A 24,796-nucleotide genomic window follows, 5' to 3' on the forward strand; every position below is an offset into this window, starting at 1 on the left:
AAGCGCCTCATGCCGAGGCGGACCAAACCGCCCGCTGCGCAGCGATTTCTCAGGAGTATAACCCAAGTGTCCCTTCGCACCCTTACCCTCGCCGCCCTGCTGAGCGGCACTGCCGTCGTCGCATCGGTTTCCGCCACCCAGGCTGCCGATCTTTATACCCCGGCGCCCGCCCAGATCGCCTATCCCGACGCGGGCCTGGCCGTCGCCAGCGACACCTGGGCCGGCTTTTACGCTGGTGCCCATGCCGGCGTGGTCAGCGCCGACGATTTCGACAACAGCAACTTCTCGGGCGGCGTCCAGGCCGGCTATCTGCAGCAGTTCGACCAGTTCGTGGTCGGCGGCGAAGTCTCGGGCACGCTCAGCGACGAGCTGCGCTACGAACTCACCCCCGATGCCGGCCTGACGCAGAACTGGTCGCTGGCCGCCAAGGGCCGCGCCGGCGTGGCGCTGGGCAGCACCCTGATCTACGGCACAGCCGGCGTTTCGCTGGCTGAGCTGGAGCCCTTGGGCACCACCACTTCGGGCAAGGACACCTACGCCGGCGCCGTGTTCGGCGCAGGCGTCGAGCAGGATCTGGGCAACAATATCAGCGTGCGCGCCGAATATCTGCAGACCCGCTATTTCGACGTGGACAGCGCCGTTGCCGGCGTGGGCCGCACCGACGATCTGACCAATCATGCCGTCACTCTCGGCGTGAACTACCGCTTCTAAAATAACGGCCGCGCTGCATTGCGGCCGCTCCTCGTGCATTGACCTCCATCGGCACGACACGGAAAATCGGGGCTTCGGCTCCGATTTTTTCGTTTTTCACACCCCAATCGCCCGAACTGGATTACAAGAGCCGCCTTTGGGGCAAACCGCCCGGGCGGCAGGAGACTATTATGAGCGCGATGGACGGCGCGGCGAGCATGGAGCAAGCCCCCATTCGTTCCGAACTCTGGCGCGGCATCAAGGGCTGCATTCCGGTTCTGCTCGGCATCATCCCCTATGCGCTGGTGCTGGGCGCGCAGGCCGCGCAAAAGGGCCTGAGCGTCATCGAAGTGCCGCTGATGACCGGGCTGAACTTTGCCGGCGGCTCGGAATTTGCCGCCATCCAGCTCTGGACCTCGCCGCCCCATATCGTGCTGATCGTGGCCATCACCTTCCTGGTCAATAGCCGGCATTTGCTGATGGGCGCGGCCATCGCGCCCTTCCTGCGTCACCTGCCCAAGCGCAAGGTCCTGCCGGCTTTATTCGCCATGACCGACGAAAGCTGGGCACTCGGCCTGGCCGATGCCAAGGAGCGGGCCGAACGCGGCCTGCAGCCGGCATTCAGCCTGCCCTATTACCTGGGCACGGCACTGGTTTTCTATGTCGCCTGGGTGGCGTTCACCACCTTGGGCGCCGCACTCGGCCCAGTGCTGGGCGACGTGGAAGCCTATGGCTTCGACATGGCGTTTCCGGCCGTGTTCCTGGTGCTGATGGCCGGCATGTGGAAGGGCTTTGCCGCAGCCCGGCCCTGGCTGGTGAGTCTGGTCGTCGCCGCGGTGACGTATCTCGTCGTGCCCGGTGCCTGGTATGTGGCCGCCGGCGCCGTGTCCGGCCTGATCGCGGCCTATGTGCTGGCGGGAGACGAGGCATGATCGATCCCTTGACCGTTCTCACCATCGTGCTGATGGCCTCGGCCACCTATTGCACGCGGATCATCGGCTATCTGGTGCTGCGCAATCGCACGCTCAGCCCCCGCGCCACCGCCCTCATGGAAGCGGCGCCCGGTTGCGTGCTGATTTCGGTGATCGCGCCGCATTTCGTGGCCGATAATCCCGCCGATCTGATCGCCATTGCCATCACCCTGCTCGCCGCCACGCGCCTTTCCATGCTGCCAACGGTGATTGTTGCCGTCGCCGCCACGGGGCTGTTGCGGCATTTTATTGGCTAGAAAATTTCCGTCACAAACCGGCTTGCCATTGCCGCCGCAAGCTGATTGATTGCGCCCATCCACAGGGGTGCTCCGTATAGCCGGGGCTGAGACGCGGGCGGCAAGCCTGCAAACCCTAGTAGCTGATCTGGGTAATACCAGCGGAGCGAGGCGGGGCTATGTATTCTGGCGCACAAATTTCCATTTATCCTATGGCCGACGATTTCGTCGGCGTCATTCTCGGCGCGCTGAGCGCGCTCGATCCCTATCGGGATCGGCTGCAGGTGCAGACTGACGACATCTCCACCCTGTTGGTCGGTGCGCCCGAAGTGCTGTTTCCGGCCATGCGCGATCTGTTCGTCGCGGCAGCGAAAAGCGGCAAGCATTGCGTGCTGCATGCCACCATTTCCCGCGGCTGCCCGGGCGAGCCCGATGATGCTGTCTGCTACACCACCGAATATGGCGGGCCCGTCCTGCCGCTGGACCAGCGCAAGCAGATGGCGCTGGATTCCGTGCAAGCGGCCCCCGTGACCGACATGCCGAGCGCGGCGCAATTTTCGCTCTATGTGATGGATACGAACGATCACATGGACGAAATCTACGGCTGTATCGACTTTCTCAAGCAGTCCGGCACTTTCGATCGCGCCAAGAATTTCTGCACTAAATTGGGTGGCGACGCCGGTGCGGTTTTCGCCACGGTACAGGCAGCGCTCTGCCGGTTCGGCCCGCCCGAGGGACACGTCACGATTGATCTGACAGTCTCGGCAAATAGCCCGACACCGCGCTAGCTCACGCCCAGTAGACCTCATGGTGAGCCTGTCGAACCACGAGGTCGTGCCCGCCATGGTGCCACGACCTCGTCCTTCGACAAGCTCAGGGTGAGGTCTGTTGGGATATCGCGCCCCATCCGGAAATCCCCCATGCCCACATCGCGCACAATCGCGTCCAGCCTCGGCAGAATCGCCCCGGCCCTGCTGTCGGTCGGCACGCTGATCCTCGCTTGGGAACTCTATGCCCGCCTCTCCGGCATTTCCCCCACCACCCTGCCGGCGCCGTCGCGCGTGGTTGCCCAGGCGATACAAAACTGGCCGGCGCTGTTCGAGAACACGCTGCCCACCATCAGCGCGACCCTGTTGGGTTTTGCCTGCTCGCTGGCTGCGGCCTTCATCTTCTCGGTGCTGATCGACTTTTTCAAACCGCTACGGCGGGCGCTGTTTCCGGTCTTCATCATCAGCCAGACGCTGCCGCTGGTCGCCATCGCCCCGCTGATCGTGCTGTGGTTCGGCTTCGGCCTGACGCCCAAGATCATGCTGGTGGCTCTGGTCACCTTCTTTCCCATGCTGGTGGCGCTGGTGCAGGGCTATGCGGCGACCGAGGAGGATATCGAGTCCCTGCTGGCCTCGATGGGCGCCTCCCCGCTGCGCATCTTCCTCCTCGCGCGGTTGCCCTCATCCCTGCCCTATTTCTTCGCCGGCCTGCGCATTTCCATCACCTACGCCGTGGTCGGCGCGATCTTTGCCGAATATGCCGGGGCGGCGAAGGGGCTGGGCATCTACATCCTCAACGCCAAGAACAATTTCCGCCCCGATCTGGTGCTGGCCGCCGTGCTGGTCAGCGCCACGCTGACCCTGGTGCTGTTCGGCACCACAATCCTGATCCAGCGGCTGGTCATGCCCTGGGAAAAGCTGGCCGCGGAGCGCAAGCCATGAGCGCGGCAAGGCTGGAATTGCGCCATCTGCACAAGCGCTTTGGCGACCTCGATGTGCTGGCCGATATTTCGCTATCGGTGCAGCCCGGCGAATTCGTCTCCATTCTCGGCCCCTCCGGCGCCGGAAAATCCACCATTTTCAAGCTGCTGACCGGCGGCTTGCGACCCGATGGCGGCGAGATTTTCTTCGACGGGGTGGCGCTGGCCGAGGAGACGCAACCCTTCGCCTTCATGCCGCAACGCGATGCGCTGATGCCCTGGCGGCGGATCATCGACAATACGACGCTGGGCCTTGAAGTGCAGGGCATGGCCCGCCAGCAGGCGCGCGAACGCGTCGCGCCCCTGTTCGCCGAATTCGGGCTCGATGGCTTCGAGCAGCATTACCCGGCGCAATTGTCCGGCGGCATGCGCCAGCGCGCGGCCCTGTTGCGCACCGTGGTGCAGGATCGCGCCATGCTGCTGCTCGACGAGCCGTTCGGCGCGCTCGATGCCCTCACCCGCAGCGGCATGCAGCGGTGGCTCGAAACCATGTGGGAGCACCACAATTGGACCGCCCTGTTGATCACCCATGATGTGCGCGAGGCGGTGTTCCTGTCCGACCGCATCTATGTGCTGACTGAGCGCCCCGCCCGGGTGCTGCGCGAAATCACCGTGCCCCTGCCCCGCCCGCGCCGCGACCTGGCTTCGCCCCAAGCCAGCGCCATCGAGGCCGACCTTCTCGAAACCCTGCTCAATCCCCCATCGGAGACGTGACCATGCTATCCCGCCGCAGTTTTTTCGCCGCCATGCTTGCTACAAGCCTGCTCAGCACACCCGCTTTCGCCCAAGCGCAAAAAGTCACCATGGCGCTCGACTGGACCCCCAACACCAATCACATCGGCCTCTATGTGGCCAAGGCCAAAGGCTTCTACACCGAGGCCGGGCTGGACGTGGATATCCTGCCCTATAGCGACACCTCGGCCGGTGCGCTGGTCGCCAATCACGTCGCCGATTTCGGTATTTTCGGCACCATATCGCTGATGAGCCAGCGCACCGCCGGCGCCGATCTGGTCGCCACCTATGCCGTGGTGCAGACCGAGACTGGCCGGGTGGTGTTCAACGATGATCGCACCGATATCCAGAGCCCCAAGGACCTCGACGGCCTCACCTATGGCGGCTTTGGCAGCGACTGGGAAAACGCGCTGATCGGCACCATCATCCGCCATGATGGCGGCAAGGGCGAATTTGAAACGGTGACCCTGGGCACCTCCGCCTATGAGGCGCTGGCCAATGGCGCGGTCGATTTCACGCTCGAAGTCTATACCTGGGAAGGGGTCAAGGCCGAGCTCGACAATGTGGCACAACGCGCCTTCCGCTATGCCGATTTCGGCGTGCCGGACGAGCACACCACCTTTATCGGCTCCAGCCAAGCCTATCTCGATGCCAATCCCGAAACCGCCGCAGCTTTCATGGCTGCAACCCAGCGCGGCTACGCTTTCGCCGTCGAACACCCTGACGAGGCAACCGACATCCTGCTGGCGGCCAATGAAGGCATGCTCGACCGCACCCTGATCCGCGCTTCGCTCCAGGCCCTGATCGACGGCCACTATCTGCAAACCGCAGATGGCGTGATCGGCACGATCGACCCGGCCAAGATGGACGCCATCGGGGATTATCTGTTCAAAGCCGGCATCCTGCGCGATGCGGATGGGGCGGTGGTCGCCGAACGGCCCGACTTCGCGCCGTACTACAGCAACGCCTACTTGCCGGAGTAAGCACCACACAAAAAAGGGGGCGCTTTCGCGCCCCCGCTGCCTTGATCCCAAAGCCCCTTAGAACGGGCTCTTGTCGTCCAGGAATTCGTCGGCATTTTCCGAAGTGATGACGGTGGAGTCGAGGATATAGCGCCCCGACACCTGCACGCCGCTGACCAGGTGCGACGTGGTCAGCTCGATCGCCGTGGCGATCATGGCCGGGCTATAGCTCACATCGATCGGGGTCAGCTTGTCGCCGGCCTTCACGCGCTGCAGGATCTGCTGCATGCCGGCGCCGCCCACCACGAACATTTCATTTTCGCGGCCGGCCTGCTTGATCGCCTCGATGGCGCCCAGGGAGATGTCGTCGTCCTGGGTCCACACGCCCTTGATATCAGGGAAGCGGGTCAGGAAGTCCTGCATCACCTTGAAGCCGTCATCGCGGTTCCAATTGGCGAATTCGTCGTCCAGCACCTTGATCTGGGTGCCTTCGATGCCGCCCATGAAGCCGTCGAAGCGCTGCTGATCGATCGGGATCGGCAGGCCGCGCAGGATAACGATATTGCCGCCCTCGGGCAGTGCTTCCTTGAAATAGGCCGCGGCATTGGCGCCCAGGCCCGGATTGTCACCGGCGACGTAGAGGTTTTCCACGCCAGTGATCGAGAGCTGGCGATCGACGACGGTGACGAACTTGCCGGCGTCCTTGACCTGCTTGATGGCCGAAGTCATCGCATCCGGATCGCCCGGCAGGATGACCAGCGCATCGATATTGCGGGTCGAGACCATGTCTTCGATGTCGGCGATCTGCTTGGGCGCATCGGCCGCCGAAGCAAAGACGAATTCGACATCGGGATAAGTGGTCTTGAGGCGATCGATCGCCTGCTGCGCGAAGTAGTTGACGCCGCCGGTCCAGCCATGGTCGGCCGCCGGAACGGAGACGCCGATGGTCACCTTGTCCTGGGCAATGGCGACGCCGCCAATGCTGGTTGCGACGACAGCCGCAGCCAAAAAGGATTTAGCCAGTTTCATTTCAGTCCTCCCTAAATGCCCTTGCTGGGCGATGTAAACTTGAACTTCTAAGTCGTGCGCCGACCCCGCTGCAGCAGCACGGCGAGAATGATGATGACGCCTTGGAACGCCCCATTGAGATACGGGCTGATCAGGCTTTGCAGATTGAGGATATTGCCGATGAGCCCCAGGATCACCACGCCCACCACCGTGCCCCAGACGCGGCCATAGCCGCCCTTGAGGGTGGTGCCGCCGATGATCACGCCGGCAATGGCTTCGAGTTCCCACAGCACGCCGGTGGTGCTCGAGGCCGAGCCGAGGCGCGGCACATAGAGCAGCACGGCAACGCCCACCAGAATGCCCTGCAGAATATAGGTCAGCAGCCGGACATTATCGACATTGATCGAGGAATAGCGGGCCACCTGCTCATTGGAGCCGATGGCGGCGCAATAGCGGCCGAACTTGGTGCGGCGCATGACGATTTCGCCGGCAATCGCCACGAGGGCAAAGACGATGATGGGATAGGGCACGCCCAGCAGGCCATCGTAATAGACCGGGCGATAGACGTCGGCGACGTTGAAGTTCAGCGACAGCGTGCCGCCATTGGCGAGGAACGTCACCAGCGAGCGGAAAATGCCCATCGTGCCCAGCGTCACGATAAAGGCTTCGATGCGCCCCCGCGTGATCATGATGCCGTTGAACACGCCGGCCACCCCGCCCAGCAGGATGCCCGCTGCCATGCCGGCCAGCACCACGCTCCAGCCAATGCCCAGCGAGGGGATCAGCCAGTTCATCACCATGATCATGACCCCGGCGATCACCGCCGCCATCGAGCCGACCGACAGGTCAAGCCCTCCAGCCGTGATGACGAAAGTCGCGCCAATGGCGATGATGCCGATAAAGGACGAGCGCGCCAGAACGTTGGTCAAATTGCTGTAGCTGAGGAAATTCTCGTTCAGCGAAATGCCCAGCAGCACCAGCAGCGCCAGCGCCAGCAAGGGACCCACGGTCTTGAGATCGAGGCGGAAACCGCGTGCGGACCTGGCCGCTATTTCAGGCGCTGATGTGCTCATCACGTCCACTCTGTTTGATGCCCGCGGCGTACCGCATGATTTCGCCTTCGGTGATTTCGGCGCCTTCCAGCGTGCCCGCGAGGCGCCCTTCGCGCATGACGACAACGCGATGGCTCAGCCCGATCACTTCCTGCAGTTCCGAGGAAATGACGATGATCGATTTCCCCTCGGCCGCCAGCGCCGCGATGATGTGGTAAATCTGCTGCTTGGTGCCCACATCGATGCCGCGCGTCGGCTCATCCATGATGATGATGTCCGGCTCGCTTTCCATGGTCTTGCCCAGCATCAGCTTTTGCTGGTTGCCGCCCGAAAGCTGGCCCACCCGCACCGAGGCATCACGCGCCCGGATGTCGAAGCGCCGCACCGCCCGCTCCAGCGCCCGCGCCTCGCTGGCGCTGTCGAGAAAGCCGGCTTTCAAATGCTTGCCCAGGGTCAAAAGCGTCAGGTTCGGCTGCAGCCCCATATTGAGCAGCAGGCCCTTGCCCTTGCGATCCTTGGTCATGTAGGCGAGGCCCGCATCGACCGATTGGGCCACCTGGCCGAAATTGACCGGCTGGCCGTTGAGCGCGATATCGCCCTCGCTTTTATGCGTCAGCCCCACAACGGCCTCGGCCACCGCCGTACGGCCCGAGCCAATCAGTCCGGCAAAGCCCAGGATTTCGCCCTTGCGCAGGTCAAAGGAAATGTCTTTGACGCCCGGCGCCTTGAGCCCGCGCACCGACAGCACCACCGGCGCATCGACATCGGGCTCGTGCTTGGGCGGATAAAGGTTGGAAAGTTCGCGGCCCACCATCATCTGGGCGATGGAATCGGGGGTGAGCGCCTCGGTGCCGACCGTGGCGATCAATTGCCCGTCGCGCAACACGGTAACGCGTTGCGCCAGTTCCATGATTTCGTCGAGCTTGTGCGAGATGAAAATCACCGCCACGCCGCGCGCCGTCAGCCGCCGGATCTGCTCGAACAGGGTCTGGGTTTCGCCCACCGACAGCACGGCCGTGGGCTCGTCCATGATCAGCACCCGCGCATCGCGGCTGATGGCCTTGGCGATTTCCACCATCTGCTTGTCGGCCACTGAAAGGGTGTTGATGCGCGCATCGGGATCGACATGCACATGCAGCATTTCCATCACCGCGACAGCGCGGCGGCGCATCTCGGCGACGTCGAGGAAACCGAATTTCTTGAGTTCACGGCCGAGGAAGATCGAATCGGCCACCGTCAGGTGCTCGGCCAGGTTCAATTCCTGGTGGATGAGTACGATGCCCATAGCCTCAGCCTGGCCGTTGGGCGGTAGGATGACGGTCTGCCCGTCATAGCTGATCGTGCCCGAAGTGGGCTGTTCGATGCCCGACAGAATCTTGATGAGGGTGGATTTGCCCGCGCCGTTTTCGCCGATAATGGCGTGCACTTCGCCGGGCTTGATATCGAAATCAATGCTGAACAGGACGGGGATTTCGCCAAAGGATTTGGAAATCCGGTGCGCTGACAGGATGGCTGGCGCTGGCGTGCCTTCGGCACTGGTCATCTCGTAAATCCCCCTGCTGAACGTGGAGGGTTCAATCCCGCTCTTCGTCCATGAGCAGTGATGTAAAGGTTTTCATGATTGATGTAAAGGTTTACACAATGGCAAAACTGTATAAGCGTTGCGGGATGGATATGGCGTAATCCGCGCCTTCTGCTAAAGGCAGCAAGCGGGTCGCCGAGCCGGATCGCGCGGGGCGGAGCGCCAATTGCAGCATCACAAGCTGGCCACGATAGAAGACGTTGCGGCAATCGCCGGCGTATCCATCGCTACGGTCAGCCGGGCCATTAACGATCCGGGCAAGGTCGCCGACGAAACGCGGCGCCGCGTCACCCAGGCCGTCGCCCAGACAGGCTATACGACCAATGCCATGGCGCGCTCGCTGCGCATGCGCCGCTCCAAGATGATCCTGATTCTGGCGCCCGATGTGGGTGACCCGAACTTTTCCAATATTCTGGTGGGGCTGGAAACCGAGGCCAGCAAGCGCGGCTATGGCGTGCTGATCGGCAATACCCAGAACGATCCGGCGCGCGAGACCGATTATCTGCGTTTCATCAGTTCCAACCAGGCTGATGGACTGATCCTGTTCACCGGGCACCTGCCCTATGGCTTTGGCAATGAGGGCGGCGAGTCGCGCCTGCCGCCCATGGTGGCGGTCAATGAGCCGGTCTCCAATAGCGATGTGCCCTTTGTGGGCGTGGACAATTTCGAGGGCTCGCGCGTTGCCGCCGAGCATCTGATTTCCCAGGGGCACCGCCGCATTGCCTTTATCGGGCGCTCGACCAGCAAGGCGGTCAATATCCTGCGCGAAAAGGGTTATCGCGCTGCGCTTGAGGGCCATGGCATCACCATCGACCCCCGCCTGATCCTGGACGGCGACGGCACCACCGAAAGCGGCCGCGCCGCCGCCGAGCATATGTTCGTGCGCGACGTGCTGCCCACCGCATTTTTATGCGTCAACGACGTCACCGCGCTCGGCGTCATCATCGCCCTGACCGCCCGGCGCTACGAACTGCCCCGCCAGTTCTCGGTGATGGGCTTTGACGACATCACCTTTGCCAGCTTCGTGTCGCCGTCACTGACCACGATGAAGCAGCCGCGATTGAAGATCGGCGAGGAAGCCATGGACCTGCTCTTGGCGCTGCTCGAAGGCAAAAGCGTCGAGCGCAAGCAGGTATTGCTGCGCAGCGAATTGATCGTGCGCAATTCTGTTGGGCAGGTTGGGCGATAGGGTAAGACCGCTGAATAGGCTGAGAGACCTCATGGTGAGCTTGTCGAACCACGAGGTCGCGCGAGTGGAGGCTTCGGTGGCACGACCTCGTCCTTCGACAGGCTCAGGAGGAGGCCTACTTATGCTGCGGCGTAGATGGACACGCGCCGGGCTCAATCTACATTCAGCTTGGCAGACGGAGAGTCGATCCAGCCCCCTCCCCTCGAGGGGGAGTGTTCACTCGGAACTCCCCCACCCACGGGGTCATTCCGGCGCAGGCCGGAATCCAGGTCCGTGGCTCACCCGGCCATCCAGCGCCGGGATGGCCTTCAGCATGGATTCCGGCCTGCGCCGGAATGACACCGTGAGTACTTTCAACATTCAGCACCCCCCGTCCATGGAGTGCGCGACCCTTGCGTCAGCCAATCAACAAAGCCGAGGTAACCTCAAGGCTTCGGTCCTCGCGGACCTGCTCCGGCTCCCCTGCCCGCTCGCCCAACACCTGATCACGCTCGCGGATCAGCGCCTCGATTTCCGGCTGATATTGGGTGACGATGGCCGTCAGCCAGCGATTGACCAGATAGGACGGCTTGGCCAATTGCATGTCGAAGCGGGGCAAGAGCGCAATCGTCGCCTCGGCTGGCAGCCAGGCGTCCCCGACCACCCATTGGTTGACCGTGAACAGCCGATGCAGCTTGCCGAAGGCATCGACGCCGATGGCGATCAGGTGATGCACCGGGCCATTGGCGCCGTCCGGCCGGACGAAGCAGTGGTAGTGGCCGTGCTCGGTGCCGTCGGCAGCGGGGAGATGGCAATGGTAGTACCATTGCCCGCCGCTTTCGGGATCGAACACATCGCCGGGCGGGTAATGCGCCCAGGCTTCGACGGACGCCGCATCGCGCAGGGTTTCGCGCAACACGTTTTCACCGGATTTGGCCAGCAGCCGCTCGCAAAAGGCAGCTTCCTGCGCGGCGCGTTCGCGTTGCTCGTCCATCCTCGCTCTCCGCTATTGCGCCCCGGCGGCGCAGGGATTGACTGCAGCACAGGGGGCGGCAGCCGCGCAAGGCGCTGCGGCGGCACAGGGCGCGGCAACCGGCGCCGGAGCACCCGCCGCACAGGGATTGCCCACGGCTGCCGGGGCCCCGGCAGCACAGGGATTGGCCAGGGCAGCTGGTGCACCCGCAGCGCAGGGATTGCCAGCGGCGCATGGATTGGCCGGCGCTGCAGCAGCACAGGGATTAGCGGCCGGAGCCGCAGCGGCGCAGGGGTTCCCGGCCGCACAAGGATTGCCCGCGGCACATGGATTTGCCGCAGCACTGGCGGCCGGAACTGGTGCCGGCGCGCGATTGCTCGACGCCACATGGTCGGCGGCAACGGCGGCGGTGGCGACCAGGGCAGCGGCGCCAAACAGCAGAGTATTACGAGCGCTCATTTGGCTTTGAATCCGTCCAGACCGAAGAGGGGCCGCAGGGCGATACCGCCGAAGCTGCCCACGAAAGCGGCGGCAAACCATAGCCAACCATGCACGCTGCCCGAGGCGATGCCGCTGAACAGCGCGCCGATATTGCAGCCAAAGGAGAGCCGCGCGCCATAACCCATCAGCACGCCACCAATGGCCGCGGCCAGCAGCGACAGGAACGGAAGAGCCGCCTTGGGGGCGAATTTGCCGGCAAGGCCGGCAGCCAGCGCGGCGCCGAGGATCAGCCCGAAATCCATCACCGAGGTGCTGTCCTGGAGCACGCTGGAGCGCAGGGCTTCGGCTTGCGCCGGCCAGGTCCAGAATTCCCAGGTGGCGACCGGCACACCGACGGCCTGCGCGATCTTGGCACCCCAGAGGCCAAAGCCATAGGTGATCGACCAGGGGTGACCCGCCACCAGCAGCGTCAGCACATTGAGCCCGGCCAGTGCCAATCCAGCGCCGATCAGCGGCCAGGGCCCACGCAACAGCCGCGACCAGCCGCGATTGGCCGGAGCCTTGATGGCTTCCAGGCTGCCATGCGCCCGGCGCTCGATCAGCACCGTGATCAGCGCCACCGCGCCCAGGCCGAGCACCGTCACCAGCAGCGCCAGCGGCACGCCAAGGCTGGTGCCCAGGCTGATGGCCGGCAGCGATGGCTGGGTGAGCCAGAACGGCAAATGGGCCGTGCCCAGCAGAGCGCCGACGATAAAGAACGCCAGCGTCACCAGCATACGCGCGCTGCCGCCGCCCACGGTGAACAAGGTGCCCGAGCCGCAGCCGCCACCCAATTGCATGCCCAGCCCGAACAAAGCCGCGCCGAACAACACCGAAACGCCCACCGGCGCGGTGGCTCCGGCCAGCGGCTGCCCGAATGGATTGCCCAAAGTGAGCAATGGAATGAAAGCCAGCGCCGCGACGCCGATCATCAGCATCTGCGCGCGCATGGCGTGGCCGCGCTTTTCCACTACCAGCCGGCGCCAGCCGCCGGTGAAGCCGAACGAGGCGTGATAGAGGGTGAGGCCGAGCAGGCTCCCGATCAGGAATAAAGCCGCCTGCCGCAGATCGACCAGCTGCCAGATGGCGAGCGTGCCGATGGCGAGGGCGAGACTGGCGAACCACACCGGGCCGCGATCGAAGGGAATGGCTGGACGGATCGAGCCCGCTGTTGCGTCTGTCATGAAAGCACCGAAAAATAGTCTTGCCCGGACCATGGCCCGGGCAAGTAAAAAAATCTGCTAGAAAATACTAGTTGGTGACGACGGGGCGGCTCGGATCGGCGGTCCATTCGGACATCGAGCCATCATAGAGCCGCACGTTCTTGAGCCCTTCGACTTCGGACAGGCCGAACCAGGCAATCGAGGCCAGGTGGCCGGTATTGCAGAAGGCGATGAAGTCGGACTTGTCGGCAACGCCGGCGGCCTCAGCCAATTGCTTGATGGTCTCGGGGCTCGCAAACGATGCGTTCTGGGCGTCGTAGAACTTGTCGAAATTGATGTTCACGGCGGTCGGGATATGGCCCAGCGTCTGCACGGTATTGGTCTTTTCCTGGCCGATGAACTGGGCGACGGTGCGCGCGTCGATCAGGTTGGCATCGCTTTCGATGGCGGCGGTCACTTCCTCGACGCCAGCCAGCAGCTCGGGCCGGAACTCGGCCTTGAAGTCGCCTGCTACGGGGGTGACCGCATCGGTTGAGACTTCGCCATTGGCCTTGGTCCAGGCGGCATAGCCACCATCGAGAATGGTCACGGCATCATGGCCGAGCACCTTGAAGGTCCAATAGACGCGGGTGGCACCGCCGAATTCGGAGGCAGAGGAGCCGGCCGGGATGATCACCACCTGGCTGTCGTCATTGACGCCGAGCGCCGCGATGGTGGCCTCGATCTGCTCGGTGGGCGGCAGCATGCCGGGGACGTTGTTGACCGGCACACGCCAGCCGGCTTCCGAATAGCGGGCCGCGACAGCGCCGGGGACGTGGCCGGCGGCATAGGGATCGACGGTTTCAGCAACGTCGCGGATATCGAGGACGACCAGGCTCTCATTGCCCAGATGCTCGGTGAGCCAGGCAGCGTCGACCAGCGGCTTGTCGGTCAGGCGCTCGGCCTGGGCGGCGCCGGTCAGCAGCAGCGCGGCAGCCATGGCGGCGCCAGCAAGGTTGATACGCATTCGAGGTTCCTTTGAAGTTCGATCGATGAATTTGGCACTATAGTGCCACGTCTTCCCGCCCAATGCGGCCCCGCGCCAATCCAAAGCAGGAAGCCCCGTTAAAAAATCTATCTAACAGGTCGGGTATAGATCGAAGGATTGTTCTCCCGGCGCGCTGGGCAGCGTCGGCCCAGGCGGCGATACTGAGGTCCATCAGATGCTTAGAGAATTCCCCATGCGCCGTTTCGCCCGCCTGCTCATCGCCGCCCTGCTGGCCCTCGCACCCATTGCCAGCCTCGCCCAGGACGCCCCTGCCCCGGCGACTGAACAAGCAGCGCGCGCCACCGTGCTGGATTTCGAGAGCGAGACCCAGCTCAATAGGCTGGCGGCGGCGGGCAAGACCGTGGTGTTCTTCTACGCCGCCTGGTGTCCCAATTGCCGCGCCACCGTGGCCGAGCTCAACGCGCGCTGGGCCGAGGTCAACCCCGACCTGACGCTGGTGATTGCCGATTACGACAAGGAATCCGCGCTCAAGGGCAAGTTCGGCGTGACCTATCAAGACACCTTCGTGCTGCTCGACACAGAGGGCAATTCGGTCAAGTCGTGGAACAGCGGCGGCGTCGACGGCCTCAACGCCAATAGCCAAAGCTGATGCTCCTCACTATCGGCTTTGCCTTCATGGCCGGGGTGATCACGGTGCTGTCGCCCTGCGTACTGCCGCTGCTGCCGGTCATTCTGGGCAGCGCCACGCAGGAGGGCAAGGCCCGGCCAATCGGGCTGATCATCGGCTTTGTCGGCACCTTCACCGCCGCGACTTTGGCATTGAGCTTTCTGGTGCGCGCGCTGGGCGTGCCGCCCGATCTCAACCGCGTCCTCGCCGGCGCCGTGCTGATCCTGCTCGGGCTGGTCCTCGCCATCCCGCGATTGCATCTGGGCTTCGAACGCCTGGCCGGCAACCTGGCCAGCCGCGCTCCGGCGGGTGGTCCATCCTCCGGCTTTGGCGGCGGGCTGGCGGTGGGTGCGGGCCTCGGCCTCGCCTGGAGCCCCTGTGTCGGCCCGATCATGGCGTCGGTCATCACCCTGGCGCTCAACCAGCAGGTCAATGCGGGCGCTATCGCGGTAACGCTGGCCTTTTCGCTGGGCACGGCCCTGCCCATGGCGGCGATCATGCTGGGCGGGCGGCAATTGGTGCGCCGGCTGGGCTGGTTTCAGGCCAATGCCGGCCGCATCCAGCAAGTGCTCGGCATCATTCTCGTGCTGACGGGCCTTGCCATCTTCCTGGGCTGGGACCGCCAGATCCAGATCCTGCTGCTGACCTGGTTTCCCGATTGGGAACTGGCGCTGACCGGTTGGGAGCCCCGGCCAGCGCTCTGAGCCAAATGGGCCGCCTCTTGGGGGCGGCGGCCCGTCCGGCTTACTGTGCGTCCGTCTTGGAAACGCCATCCACGCGGGTCATCGACGAGGGATGGCCGGAATAGCCCTGCACGCGCGCGCTGACCACGATGGGCTCGAAGCGCTCGAACATGGGCAGCACGGCCGGCTTCTGCTCGATAAAGACTTCCTGGATCTGCTTGATCAACGCCAGGCGCTTGTCGTCATCTCGTTCGCTATTGGCCTCGACCCGCAAGGCGTTGAGCTCGGGAATGTCCCAGGCCGACCGCCACACGAAATTGCCGGCATTGTTGGCTTCCAGCGAATTGTCCGGATTGGAGGCGAAATTATCCAGCGACCCCAAAGCCGTCGGCATGAACGAGCCGGTCTGGGGGATCAGCAGGTCGAAATCACGTGCCCGGTGCGCGGCGACGATATCGGCGCCATTGCCCTGCTGGATGCTGACGGTGATGCCGATTTCGGCAAGGCTGGCCTGGATGGCGGTGGCCATGTCGACGCGCGGCGTCTGGGAAATGGTCTTGAGTGTCAGTGAGAACCCATCGGGATACCCGGCTTCCGCCAGCAACGCCTTGGCCTTTTCGGGCTGCAGCGACCAATCGGGATTGGGGATGGCACCCAGCCAGTCTTCCGGCACCGGCACATTGCGCACGCGGCCATAGGGCCCCAGGATGGTATCGGCAATGCCCTTATAGTCGATGCCATAGGCGATGGCTTCGCGCACCAGCGGATTGCTCAGCGGCTCCTTGCCGGCATTCATCGCCAGCACGTAGTAGCCACCGGTCTTGACCTGGTCGATGACAAAGCCGGCCTTGTTTTCAAAGGTGCGCACATCCGAGGCGGTCAGGGCATTGGCCACGTCGATATCGCCGCGCTCGAGCATCAGGCGCGCGGCCTGGCTTTCGGGCACGTGGCGCATCAGCACGCGGCGGATGGCGGGTGCCTCGCCCCAGAACTGGTCATTGACTTCGAGCATGACGATGTCATTCGGCGTCCAGCGGCGCAGCACATAGGGGCCTGAACCGGCCGTATTGGTGCGCAGCCATTCATTGCCATAGTCGTCATTGCTCACGTGCTTTTGCACTTCGACGCTGTCGACGACGCTGGAAACACCCACGGCCAGCCGATAGAGCAGCGCCTCGGGGATCACCGCATCGGTGAGTTCCATGCGGAAGGTCTTGTCATCCACAGCCGAAACCATGGATTCGATATTGTCGGCCGAATAGCCGGCGGTCTTGAAATTGGTGGCGGCGGATTGGTCCAGCTTCATCAGCCGCACCAGCGAGAACACCACGTCATTGGCCGTCACCGGATTGCCCGAGGCGAATTTGGCGTCGCGCAGGTGGAAGGTGATGCCGGTATCGTCGATATCCCAGCTTTCGGCCAGCTGCGGCTTGATGGCATTGCCGTCATTCTGGTCCGAGAAGACCAGCCGGTCATAGGTATTGGCCAGGATTTCCTGAGTTTTGACCTCGGTGCCCTGCTGGGGGTCGAGCGACAGGACCTGGGCCAGCGAGGTGCCGATGACCAATTGGTCATTGGGCGTCGCGGCGAAAGCCGCAGGCGCCGTGGCGATCATGGCGGCCAGCGCCACGCCCGCCACCAGGCGGGAACAAAAATGCTTCATTGAACTTCCTCCGTTTGATACGGCACAACATAATATGTCGGTTGTATCTCGTATTATGATTATGGCTTTTGCAGGAAATGGCAAGAGGGCTGTGCTAAAAGGTCGTGCGAGCGACGGGGAAGTCGAGGATGGATAGAACGGCAACAAGGCGGCGGCCACGGATGGCGCAGACGCTGGTAGATACACTGCGCCAGCAGATCGAGGCGGGGGCATTGCCCGTGGGCGCACAATTGCCCACCGAGCCGCAATTGGAAGCGCAATTCTCGGTGAGCCGCACCGTGGTGCGCGAGGCGATCACCGAATTGCGGGCGGCCGGGCTCGTCACCCCCATCCAGGGCAAGGGCATGTTCGTCACCGACAGCTCCCAAACCCCGGCCATCGTGCTGACCCCGCGCGAGATCCAGAGCATCCCGCAAACGCTGGAAATGCTGGAGTTTCGTGTCGCAGTCGAAACCGAAGCGGCCGCCATTGCCGCCCATCGCCGCTCCGCGCAGCAAGAAGAAGCTATCCGCTCCGCCAATCACGATATGGCCAACCAGATCGAGGCCGGCGGCGACACGATCGACGCAGATTTTGCCTTCCATTTGGCCATTGCCGAGGCCACCAACAATTTCTATTTCGCCGATACGCTCACCCGCTTCGGCAAGCGCTCGATTCCACGCGGGCAATTCCCCACCCTGCCCGACGCCAATGACGAGAGCTATTTGCAGGGTGTTTTGGCCGAGCATGAGCGAATCCTTGAGGCTATTGCCGACCAGGAGCCCGAGGCGGCGCGCGCCGCCATGCGGGATCATTTGCTGGGCAGCCAGAAGCGGTATCGCCGTCTCAAGCGCTGAGATCGCTGGACAGATCGCCAATTCATAGTATGTCATACTTTTGATTGTGACCCCGCCACAGCGGCTAGGTCACCCCATGCAAGCCGCCGACCGGATAAGGACGAAAAGACCATGTTTTCACACAAGCGCGCCGATTTCGGCCCCGATTTCCTGTTCGGCGTCGCCATGGCTGCCCACCAGATCGAAGGCGGACAGCAGGATGGCCGCGGCCCCTCCATCTGGGACACCTTTGCCGCCACCCCGGGCAATACCAAAAACGCCGATAACGGCACGGTCGCCTGCGATCATTACCATCGCTGGCCGGAAGACCTCGACCTGATCCGCGACGGCGGCTTTGACGCCTACCGCTTCTCCTTCTCCTGGTCGCGGCTGATCCCCGAGGGGACGGGCGCGCTCAATCCGGCGGGCTTTGATTTCTACGACCGGCTGATCGATGGCATACTGGAGCGCGGCATCAAGCCGCTCGCCACCCTCTATCACTGGGACCTGCCCAGCGCCCTGCAGGACCGCGGCGGCTGGATGAACCGGGATACCGCCAAGGCCTTTGCCGATTACGCTGCAGTCGCCGCGCAGAAATTCGGCGATCGACTGACCAGCATTGCCACCTTCAACGAGCCCTGGTGCATCACCGTGCTCAGCCATTTCCTGGGCGCCCACGCCCCCGGCTATCGCGATGTGCGCGCCACCGCCCGCGCCATGCATCATGTGCTGCTGGCCCATGGCATGGGCATCAAGGCGATGCGCGAAGCCGGCTTCAAGGACAAGCTAGGCATCGTCGTGAACATGGAAAAATGCGATCCGGCCAGCGATGCACCCGAAGATATCGAAGCGGCCGCACTGGGCGACGCTATCTTTAACCAGTTCTTCCTCGATGGCGTGCTCAAGGGCAGCTATCCCGAAAAGGTCACCGACATCCTCGAGCCATACCTGCCCAAAAACTGGCGGGATGACATGACCATCCTCAATCAGAAACTCGACTGGATCGGCATCAATTATTATACGCGCTTCCTCTACAAGGCCGATCCGAGTGTGCCGGTCTTCCCCTTCACCCAGGCGCGCGGTCCGCTGGAAAAGTCCAATCTGGGCTGGGAAATCATCCCCGAGGCACTGACCGAGTTTCTCGTCCGCGCCTCCAAGCGCTATCCGGGCCTGCCCATCTACGTCACCGAAAACGGCATTTCGGAAACCGACGAAACCAAGCGCACCGCCTTCTTCGACAAGCACTTCGCTGCCATGATCGAGGCCCAGAAGCAAGGCGTCGACCTGCGCGGCTACATCGCCTGGACCCTGATCGACAATTTCGAATGGGCCGAAGGCTTCAACCCCAAATTCGGCATTGTCGGCATGGACCCGGTCACCCGCGACCGCCTGCCAAAAGACACCTACTACGCCTTCAAGGACATGCTGACGCGCAAAGGCTAGCGCCGATCTGGAAATGTCCAGTCGGCACCCTCCCCGTTCCAACCACAATGTCATTCCCGCGAAAGCGGGAACCTCCGTTTCTTCCTAGCATCCCGAAACGGAGGTTCCCGCTTTCGCGGGAATGACACCGTGCAAGGTCAAGTTGTATGGATGCACACACTCCCAAAATTATGATCGCCACACTCTTGTTTTTCTCCCGCATGACTTGATACATGGCGCGCGAGCCGGCTGCCTCCCGCGCAGGCTTGCTGCCAATAGGATCTTTCATGCTTGCTTCCATGTTCGCCGGCCAGGCGCGGAACTCTCTCGCGTCCGGCATTCTGCTCTCGCTCACGCTGGTTTCGGCCCCGGCCTTTGCCGCGCCGACCAGCTATCCGCTGACGCTGGAGAATTGCGGGGTCGAGGTGACCTTCGACAAGGCGCCGGAGCGGGCTGTGGCCCTGGGGCAGAACAGCGCCGAGATCATGCTGATGCTGGGCTTGGAAGACCGCATGGTGGGCACCGCCTTCTGGCCGACCAAGGTGCTGCCCGAACTGGCCGAGGCCAATGCCAAGGTCAAGCTGCTGACCGTGGAATCGCCCAGCCTTGAAGCAATCCTGGCCGAACGCCCCGATTTCGTGGCGGCGCAATTGCCGATCCTGCTCGGCCCCGACAGCAAGGTCGCCAAGCGCGACGATCTGAACAATCTGGGCATTGGCAATTACCTGGCTCCCGGCATCTGCAATACCCGCCAGGATACCGGCGACGCCTATGGCAGCCGCGCAGCGCTGTGGAACATGGACCTGCTCTACCAGGAGATCGACGAGCTTTCCCAGATCTTCGACGTCGCCGACCGCGGGCAGGCAGTGATTGCCCAGTTCAAGGCTCGCGAAGCGGCCCTGCGCGCCCGCGTGGCCGGCAGCGATACCGATCCGTCCTTCGTGTTCTGGTTCTCCAGCCCCTCGCCGTCCGACGATGCGTATCTGGGCGGCAAGAACGGCGCCTCGGGCTATATCGCGGACCTTTTGGGCGGCCACAATGCCATCACCACCGAAGCCGAATGGCCGACGGTGAGCTGGGAAGGCATCATGGCCGCCAATCCCACCGTGCTGGTCATAGCGAGCCTTGATCGCAACCGCTGGGAACTCGACAATGCCGAGACCAAGCGCGCCTTCGTCACCACCGATCCGGTGGTCAGCCAGCTTGAGGCTGTGCGCGAAGGCCATATCGCGGTGATGAATGGCGCGGCGATGAACCCGACCATCCGCACCATTTACGGTGCCGAGGAGCTGGCCGATCAGCTTGAGGCCTTTGGTCTGATCAAGTGAGCTTTATCAGCCGCAACTTTGGTGGGCGGGCCGCTCTGGGCCTGCTCGCTCTGCTCGCCCTCGTGCTCCTGGCCCTGGCCATCGGCGCGGGCGTGGGCATTGGCGAATTGCCGATCCCGCTCAACACCACTTACCTCGCCATCACCAATCGCCTCGGCTGGACGTCCGTGCCACTCGATCGCATCCATGAAAGCGTGATCTGGGATTATCGCCTCAGCCGCGCACTGGTCGCGGCCTGTTGCGGGGCCGGCTTGGCGCTGTGCGGCGCGATCCTGCAATCGCTGCTGCGCAATCCCCTGGCCGAGCCCTATGTGCTGGGCGTATCGGCCGGCGCCTCCACCGGCGCGGTCGCGATCATCGTGCTGGGGTTCGGCGCCGGCACGATCAGCATCTCGGCCGGTGCCTTTGCCGGCTCGCTCGCCGCTTTCCTCTTCGTGGTCCTCCTGGCCAGCGGCGCGCGCGGCGGGGCCGATCGCACGATCTTGGCCGGTGTGGCCGCCTCGCAATTGTTCAACGCCCTCACCTCCTACATCGTCAGCACTTCGGCCAATGCGCAGCAGGCGCGCGATGTGATGTTCTGGCTCTTGGGCAGTTTCGGCGGCGTGCGCTGGCCCGAGTTCCAGCTCGTGCTGGTCGTGGTACTGATCGGATTTGGCGTCTGCATGTATTACGCCCGCGCGCTGGACGCCTTCGCCTTCGGCGATGATGCAGCGTCATCGCTCGGCATTTCGGTGGGCCGGGTGCGCGTCATCCTGTTCGCCATCACCGCCATGATGACCGCCACCATTGTCAGCATGGTAGGCTCCATCGGCTTTGTCGGCCTCGTCGTCCCCCATGCGGCACGCTTCATTGTCGGGCCGCTGCATTTGCGGCTATTACCGGCCTGTGTTGCCGCCGGCGCCATTTTCATGGTCTTGGCGGACATCGTCTCGCGGGTCATCCTGCCGCAGCAGATTCTCCCCATCGGGGTGGTCACGGCGCTGATCGGGGTGCCGTTCTTTTCGGTCATTCTCTATCGGGCACGGCGCGCAGCATGACGATCAAGGCGGAAAATCTCAGCTGGAAAGCCGGCAAGACCACCATCGTCGACGATGTCTCGTTGGCCGCGGAACCCGGCAAAATGCTGGGCCTGCTCGGCCCGAACGGCTCAGGCAAATCCTCGCTGCTCCGGCTCCTGGCCGGGTTGCGCCGCGCCCATGGCGGGCAGGTCACGCTGGACGGCACCGATCTCAGCCGGATCGGCAGGCGCACGCTGGCCCGCCGCGTCGCCCTCGTCGAACAGCATGCCAATACCGACGCCAATGTCACCGTGCTCGACGTGGTCCGGCTGGGCCGCACCCCGCATCGCTCGGCCCTGTCGCCCTGGACCGTGGCCGATGATACGGCTGTCGAGACCGCCTTGGGCCGCGTCGGCCTTACCGAGCGGCGCAGCCAATACTGGCAGACTTTATCGGGCGGCGAGCGCCAGCGCGTGCACATCGCCCGCGCCCTGGCGCAGGCGCCCACGGAGATCATCCTCGACGAGCCGACCAATCACCTCGATATCCAGCACCAGATCGAGATCCTCAAACTGGTGGCGAGCCTGCCGGTCACCAGCATCGTGGCCCTGCACGATCTCAACCACGCCGCCATGTTCTGCGACCGGCTGGCCGTGCTGAACAAAGGCAAGCTCGTCGCCCTCGGCTCGCCCGAAGAAGTACTCACCGAAGACCTCTTGCGTGAGGTCTTCGGCATCCGCTGTCACATCGAAACCTCGCCGCATAGCGGCAAGCGGCACATCCACTACCTGTTCTGATCAGGCCGCCAGCTTGAGCACATGGGCCGCGTTATTGCGCAGCCGCTGCAGATAAAGCTCGGCAAAATCGGCCGGCGCCGCCTCGCGCACGCTGGGCCGCGCCGCCAGCGCCTGCCGCCAGGCCGAAACCTTGGGCAGGCCCGCCGTCAGCCCGGCAGGGGCCACGGTTTCGAGCGCATCGATTTGCCGGAAAGCCGGGGCAAAGACGGCGTCGACATAGCTGAACCGCTCGCCGGCAAAGAACGGACCGGCCACGATATTTTCCAGCAGCGCGAATTTGGCGGTCACCGCCTGCTGCGCCGCATCCAGCTCGGCCTGATCCTTGGCCACGCTCAGCCGCCACAGATCGCCCAGCACCTGCGAGCCAAACTCGATCCATGAGCGATGCTGCGCCCGCTCCAGCGCATCCTCGGGATGCAGCCGGCCCGGCGTCGTCTCTTCCAGATATTCGAGGATGACAGCGCTTTCGAACACGATGGTCGGCTCATGCCCCTCGCGCTCGACCTTGAGCACCGGCACCTTGCCGAGCGGGGAAATGGCCAGGAACCAATCGGGCTTATTGGCCAGATCGATATAGACCACGTCGAAATCGACCTTCTTTTCCTTGAGCGCAATCACCGCGCGCTGCACATAGGGGCAGGTCGGGAAGCTGATCAGCGTCAGTTTGGTCATGGGACTCTCTGCAAATGGCGTTTCATCGTAATTTTACGATAACAAGCCAGCGGCAGCAGAGCGAGCAAAGCTGATGCGAAGGTGAAGGGCGTGAGGCAAAGAACGCCCATGAATGCGAATGAGCGCGCAAAGTCGACGATTCATCACAATGTCATTCCCGCGAAAGCGGGAACCTCCGTTTTAAAATGCTGAGACAGCAAACAGGGGTTCCCGCTTTCGCGGGAATGACATTGTTGCGGGGAGGTAACGCTCAGCCCGTCCAACCGCCATCAATGATATGCACCTGCCCGGTCGTATAGGTCGCCCCGGCCAGGTACACCGCCAGGTCCGCCACTTCATCGGGCCGCGCGATGCGCCCAATGGGTTGGCGCGCGATAAAGGCCTTCTTGGCCCCCTCGAAATCGCCGGTGGCCTGCCAGCGCTCGTGCAGCGAGGGGCTTTCCACCGTGCCGGGGCAGATGGCGTTGACGCGGATATTGCTGGTCACATAATCGGCCGCGACCGATTTGGTCAGCCCCACCACGGCCGCCTTGGAAATCGAATAGGCAGCCCGATTGGGCACGCCCTTCACCGAGGAAGCGACGGTGGCCATATTGATGATGGCGCCATCCCGGCGCTCCAGCATTTGCGGCAGCACGGCACGGATGGTGCGGATTTGCGCCCGCACATTGAGGTCCAGCGCGAAGTCCAAATCCTTGTCGCTCATCTCGAGCACAGTGCCCGAATGCACCACGCCGGCGCAGTTGAACAACACATCGATATGGCCGATCTCGGCGACTGCAGCCTTCACCGCGTCTTCCGACAACACATCGAGTACACGCGTCGTCACGCCCGGCAGGCCATTGAGCTCACCCAGCTTTTCCGCATTGATATCGGTGGCAATTACCCTGGCCCCCGCCTTGACGAAAGCCTCCACCGAAGCGCGGCCAATGCCTTGCGCCGCGGCAGTAATGAGCACGATTTTTCCGGTCAGGTCGGCCATTTCATAAACTCGCTAAGAGGAATGGGCCGGATGCGAACACCCGGCCCGGCAAAAAATCAGTCATACAACACAGCGGCAATCTCTGGATTAGCCATCGTCGCCTTGTCGTAATAATAAAACCCGGTATCGATCACAGGCGGCAGGGTTTCGCCCTTCAGCGCCGAGATAGCCGCCTTGACGGTTTCGTAGCCGATGCCGACCGGGTTCTGGGTGATGGCGCCGGCCATGGCGCCGCTTTCGATGAAGCCCTTCTGCGCCGCACCAGAATCGAAGCCGATAACCACGATATTGCTGTTCAGCTCGGTCTTGCCATTGACCACGCCGATGGCGGAGCCTTCATTGGCGCCGAAAATGCCCTTGAGGTCGGGATTGGCCAGCAGGATCGACTTGGCGATTTCGGTCGATTGCAGCTGGTCGCCGCCGCCATATTGCACCGAGACCACTTCGATCTTGGGATAGGCTTCCTTCATGCGATTGACGAAGCCGTCGACGCGATCGATGCCGGTGCGGCTGGTCTGGTCATGGGCCACCACGGCAACCTTGCCTTCGCCGCCGATCAGTTCGGCCATCTTGTCGGCGGCCAGTGCGGCGGCTGCCACGTTGTCGGTGGTCGCGGTGGTCAGCGGGATGTCGCTATCGACGCCGGAGTCGAAGGCAATGACGGGAATGCCGGCATCCTTGGCCTGTTGCAGCAACGGCGTTGCGGCCTGGCTGTCGAGCGCGGCAAAGCCGATGGCGTCGGGCTTGCGCGACAGGGCTGCGGCCAGCATGTCCATCTGGCGGTCGACCTGGCTTTCGGTTTCCGGGCCTTCAAAGGTCACGGTGGCGCCGAATTCGGCGGCAGCCTTGTCGGCACCGGCCTTCACGGCCTGCCAGAACTGGTGCTGGAAGCCCTTGGAAATCAGGGCGATGTCGTAACTGTCCTGGGCAAACGCAGGTGCGCTGGCGGTCAGGAGAGCAAGGGCGCTGATGGCCCCGATCAGAGTGCGGCGGTTTAACATTTTTCCTCCCAGAGTG

At 63.3% G+C, this 24,796-nt stretch carries 26 protein-coding genes and 1 riboswitch; of the genes, 15 read left to right on the top strand and 11 right to left on the bottom strand.

The genetic code is table 11. From position 1 onward, the window contains the following. Positions 1 to 66: 66 nt before the first annotated feature. The 7 genes from N8A98_RS03335 (at position 67) to N8A98_RS03365 (ending at position 5,359) form a co-directional block, all read left to right on the top strand. Positions 67 to 711 (top strand): outer membrane protein, encoded by a 645-nt coding sequence (locus N8A98_RS03335; protein WP_262169144.1) that lies wholly within the window; start codon positions 67 to 69, stop codon positions 709 to 711. Between the two features lie 179 nt (positions 712 to 890). After that, positions 891 to 1,622, top strand: a complete 732-nt coding sequence (locus N8A98_RS03340; RefSeq protein ID WP_390888851.1) for an AzlC family ABC transporter permease — start codon at positions 891 to 893, stop codon at positions 1,620 to 1,622. Continuing rightward, positions 1,619 to 1,918: a branched-chain amino acid transport AzlD family protein gene (locus N8A98_RS03345; RefSeq protein ID WP_113121718.1), complete on the top strand. Its 300-nt coding sequence runs from the start codon at positions 1,619 to 1,621 to the stop codon at positions 1,916 to 1,918. Before N8A98_RS03340 ends, N8A98_RS03345 begins: the two co-directional genes overlap by 4 nt. A 53-nt stretch (positions 1,919 to 1,971) precedes the next feature. Further along, a riboswitch (TPP riboswitch) is annotated at positions 1,972 to 2,085 on the top strand. After that, positions 2,077 to 2,685, top strand: coding sequence for a YkoF family thiamine/hydroxymethylpyrimidine-binding protein (locus tag N8A98_RS03350; RefSeq protein ID WP_262169147.1), 609 nt, complete (start codon positions 2,077 to 2,079; stop codon positions 2,683 to 2,685). It overlaps the preceding riboswitch by 9 nt. A gap of 132 nt (positions 2,686 to 2,817) precedes the next feature. Next, entirely contained in the window at positions 2,818 to 3,606 is a 789-nt protein-coding gene (locus tag N8A98_RS03355; protein ID WP_262169149.1) for an ABC transporter permease, read from the top strand. Then, complete coding sequence (locus N8A98_RS03360; protein ID WP_262169151.1) at positions 3,603 to 4,358, top strand: ABC transporter ATP-binding protein; 756 nt, start codon at positions 3,603 to 3,605, stop codon at positions 4,356 to 4,358. The genes N8A98_RS03355 and N8A98_RS03360 overlap by 4 nt, the downstream gene beginning before the upstream one ends. After that, positions 4,355 to 5,359 (top strand): ABC transporter substrate-binding protein, encoded by a 1,005-nt coding sequence (locus N8A98_RS03365; RefSeq protein WP_262169154.1) that lies wholly within the window; start codon positions 4,355 to 4,357, stop codon positions 5,357 to 5,359. The genes N8A98_RS03360 and N8A98_RS03365 overlap by 4 nt, the downstream gene beginning before the upstream one ends. A 57-nt stretch (positions 5,360 to 5,416) precedes the next feature. Here the strand turns inward: N8A98_RS03365 and N8A98_RS03370 are convergent, their stop codons facing one another. The 3 genes from N8A98_RS03370 to N8A98_RS03380 are packed head-to-tail and all read right to left on the bottom strand — an operon-like array spanning position 5,417 to position 8,941. Beyond that, on the bottom strand, positions 5,417 to 6,367 hold the full coding sequence (locus tag N8A98_RS03370) for a substrate-binding domain-containing protein (protein ID WP_262169156.1): 951 nt from the start codon (positions 6,365 to 6,367) through the stop codon (positions 5,417 to 5,419). 47 nt (positions 6,368 to 6,414) lie between these two features. Beyond that, the gene (locus N8A98_RS03375) at positions 6,415 to 7,419 is read right to left on the bottom strand and encodes an ABC transporter permease (RefSeq protein ID WP_113121763.1); all 1,005 of its coding nucleotides are present in this window, start codon (positions 7,417 to 7,419) and stop codon (positions 6,415 to 6,417) included. After that, positions 7,400 to 8,941 (bottom strand): sugar ABC transporter ATP-binding protein, encoded by a 1,542-nt coding sequence (locus tag N8A98_RS03380; protein ID WP_113121713.1) that lies wholly within the window; start codon positions 8,939 to 8,941, stop codon positions 7,400 to 7,402. Before N8A98_RS03380 ends, N8A98_RS03375 begins: the two co-directional genes overlap by 20 nt. A 205-nt stretch (positions 8,942 to 9,146) precedes the next feature. Between N8A98_RS03380 and N8A98_RS03385 the strand changes: the two genes are divergently transcribed. After that, positions 9,147 to 10,169: a LacI family DNA-binding transcriptional regulator gene (locus N8A98_RS03385; RefSeq protein ID WP_113121712.1), complete on the top strand. Its 1,023-nt coding sequence runs from the start codon at positions 9,147 to 9,149 to the stop codon at positions 10,167 to 10,169. A 397-nt stretch (positions 10,170 to 10,566) separates the two neighbouring features. On the opposite strand, the gene N8A98_RS03390 is transcribed toward N8A98_RS03385, so the two are convergent. The 4 genes from N8A98_RS03390 to N8A98_RS03405 all read right to left on the bottom strand — a co-directional run bounded on the left by N8A98_RS03390 (position 10,567) and on the right by N8A98_RS03405 (position 13,770). Beyond that, complete coding sequence (locus N8A98_RS03390; protein ID WP_262169160.1) at positions 10,567 to 11,142, bottom strand: DUF6969 family protein; 576 nt, start codon at positions 11,140 to 11,142, stop codon at positions 10,567 to 10,569. A 12-nt stretch (positions 11,143 to 11,154) separates the two neighbouring features. After that, positions 11,155 to 11,580: a hypothetical protein gene (locus N8A98_RS03395; RefSeq protein ID WP_262169162.1), complete on the bottom strand. Its 426-nt coding sequence runs from the start codon at positions 11,578 to 11,580 to the stop codon at positions 11,155 to 11,157. Further along, positions 11,577 to 12,785 (bottom strand): YeeE/YedE family protein, encoded by a 1,209-nt coding sequence (locus N8A98_RS03400; RefSeq protein WP_262169163.1) that lies wholly within the window; start codon positions 12,783 to 12,785, stop codon positions 11,577 to 11,579. Before N8A98_RS03400 ends, N8A98_RS03395 begins: the two co-directional genes overlap by 4 nt. A gap of 67 nt (positions 12,786 to 12,852) precedes the next feature. Then, the gene (locus N8A98_RS03405) at positions 12,853 to 13,770 is read right to left on the bottom strand and encodes a sulfurtransferase (protein WP_262169166.1); all 918 of its coding nucleotides are present in this window, start codon (positions 13,768 to 13,770) and stop codon (positions 12,853 to 12,855) included. A gap of 214 nt (positions 13,771 to 13,984) precedes the next feature. Between N8A98_RS03405 and N8A98_RS03410 the strand changes: the two genes are divergently transcribed. Further along, positions 13,985 to 14,401: a TlpA family protein disulfide reductase gene (locus N8A98_RS03410; RefSeq protein ID WP_262169168.1), complete on the top strand. Its 417-nt coding sequence runs from the start codon at positions 13,985 to 13,987 to the stop codon at positions 14,399 to 14,401. Further along, a complete protein-coding gene (locus N8A98_RS03415) occupies positions 14,401 to 15,123 on the top strand; it encodes a cytochrome c biogenesis CcdA family protein (protein WP_262169170.1) in 723 nt (240 codons plus the stop codon). Before N8A98_RS03410 ends, N8A98_RS03415 begins: the two co-directional genes overlap by 1 nt. Before the next feature lie 40 nt (positions 15,124 to 15,163). On the opposite strand, the gene N8A98_RS03420 is transcribed toward N8A98_RS03415, so the two are convergent. Then, entirely contained in the window at positions 15,164 to 16,765 is a 1,602-nt protein-coding gene (locus N8A98_RS03420) for an ABC transporter substrate-binding protein (protein WP_390888797.1), read from the bottom strand. Positions 16,766 to 16,893: 128 nt separating this feature from the next. Between N8A98_RS03420 and N8A98_RS03425 the strand changes: the two genes are divergently transcribed. From N8A98_RS03425 to N8A98_RS03445, 5 genes are all read left to right on the top strand, one after another. Continuing rightward, on the top strand, positions 16,894 to 17,601 hold the full coding sequence (locus N8A98_RS03425; protein WP_262169172.1) for a FadR/GntR family transcriptional regulator: 708 nt from the start codon (positions 16,894 to 16,896) through the stop codon (positions 17,599 to 17,601). A gap of 111 nt (positions 17,602 to 17,712) precedes the next feature. Then, positions 17,713 to 19,023: a GH1 family beta-glucosidase gene (locus tag N8A98_RS03430; RefSeq protein WP_262169174.1), complete on the top strand. Its 1,311-nt coding sequence runs from the start codon at positions 17,713 to 17,715 to the stop codon at positions 19,021 to 19,023. A 266-nt stretch (positions 19,024 to 19,289) separates the two neighbouring features. Beyond that, a complete protein-coding gene (locus N8A98_RS03435) occupies positions 19,290 to 20,330 on the top strand; it encodes an ABC transporter substrate-binding protein (protein WP_262169175.1) in 1,041 nt (346 codons plus the stop codon). A gap of 5 nt (positions 20,331 to 20,335) precedes the next feature. Then, positions 20,336 to 21,367, top strand: coding sequence for a FecCD family ABC transporter permease (locus N8A98_RS03440; RefSeq protein WP_262171866.1), 1,032 nt, complete (start codon positions 20,336 to 20,338; stop codon positions 21,365 to 21,367). Further along, a complete protein-coding gene (locus N8A98_RS03445; protein ID WP_262169178.1) occupies positions 21,364 to 22,125 on the top strand; it encodes an ABC transporter ATP-binding protein in 762 nt (253 codons plus the stop codon). The genes N8A98_RS03440 and N8A98_RS03445 overlap by 4 nt, the downstream gene beginning before the upstream one ends. Here N8A98_RS03445 and N8A98_RS03450 read toward each other — a convergent pair whose 3' ends face one another. The 3 genes from N8A98_RS03450 to N8A98_RS03460 all read right to left on the bottom strand — a co-directional run bounded on the left by N8A98_RS03450 (position 22,126) and on the right by N8A98_RS03460 (position 24,780). After that, complete coding sequence (locus tag N8A98_RS03450; protein ID WP_262169180.1) at positions 22,126 to 22,797, bottom strand: glutathione S-transferase family protein; 672 nt, start codon at positions 22,795 to 22,797, stop codon at positions 22,126 to 22,128. Positions 22,798 to 23,047: 250 nt separating this feature from the next. Beyond that, complete coding sequence (locus tag N8A98_RS03455) at positions 23,048 to 23,779, bottom strand: SDR family oxidoreductase (RefSeq protein WP_262169182.1); 732 nt, start codon at positions 23,777 to 23,779, stop codon at positions 23,048 to 23,050. A 56-nt stretch (positions 23,780 to 23,835) separates the two neighbouring features. Then, entirely contained in the window at positions 23,836 to 24,780 is a 945-nt protein-coding gene (locus tag N8A98_RS03460; RefSeq protein ID WP_262169184.1) for an ABC transporter substrate-binding protein, read from the bottom strand. Positions 24,781 to 24,796: the final 16 nt, after the last annotated feature.

This window comes from Devosia neptuniae (assembly GCF_025452235.1).
In the GTDB taxonomy this organism is placed as follows: Bacteria; Pseudomonadota; Alphaproteobacteria; order Rhizobiales; family Devosiaceae; genus Devosia.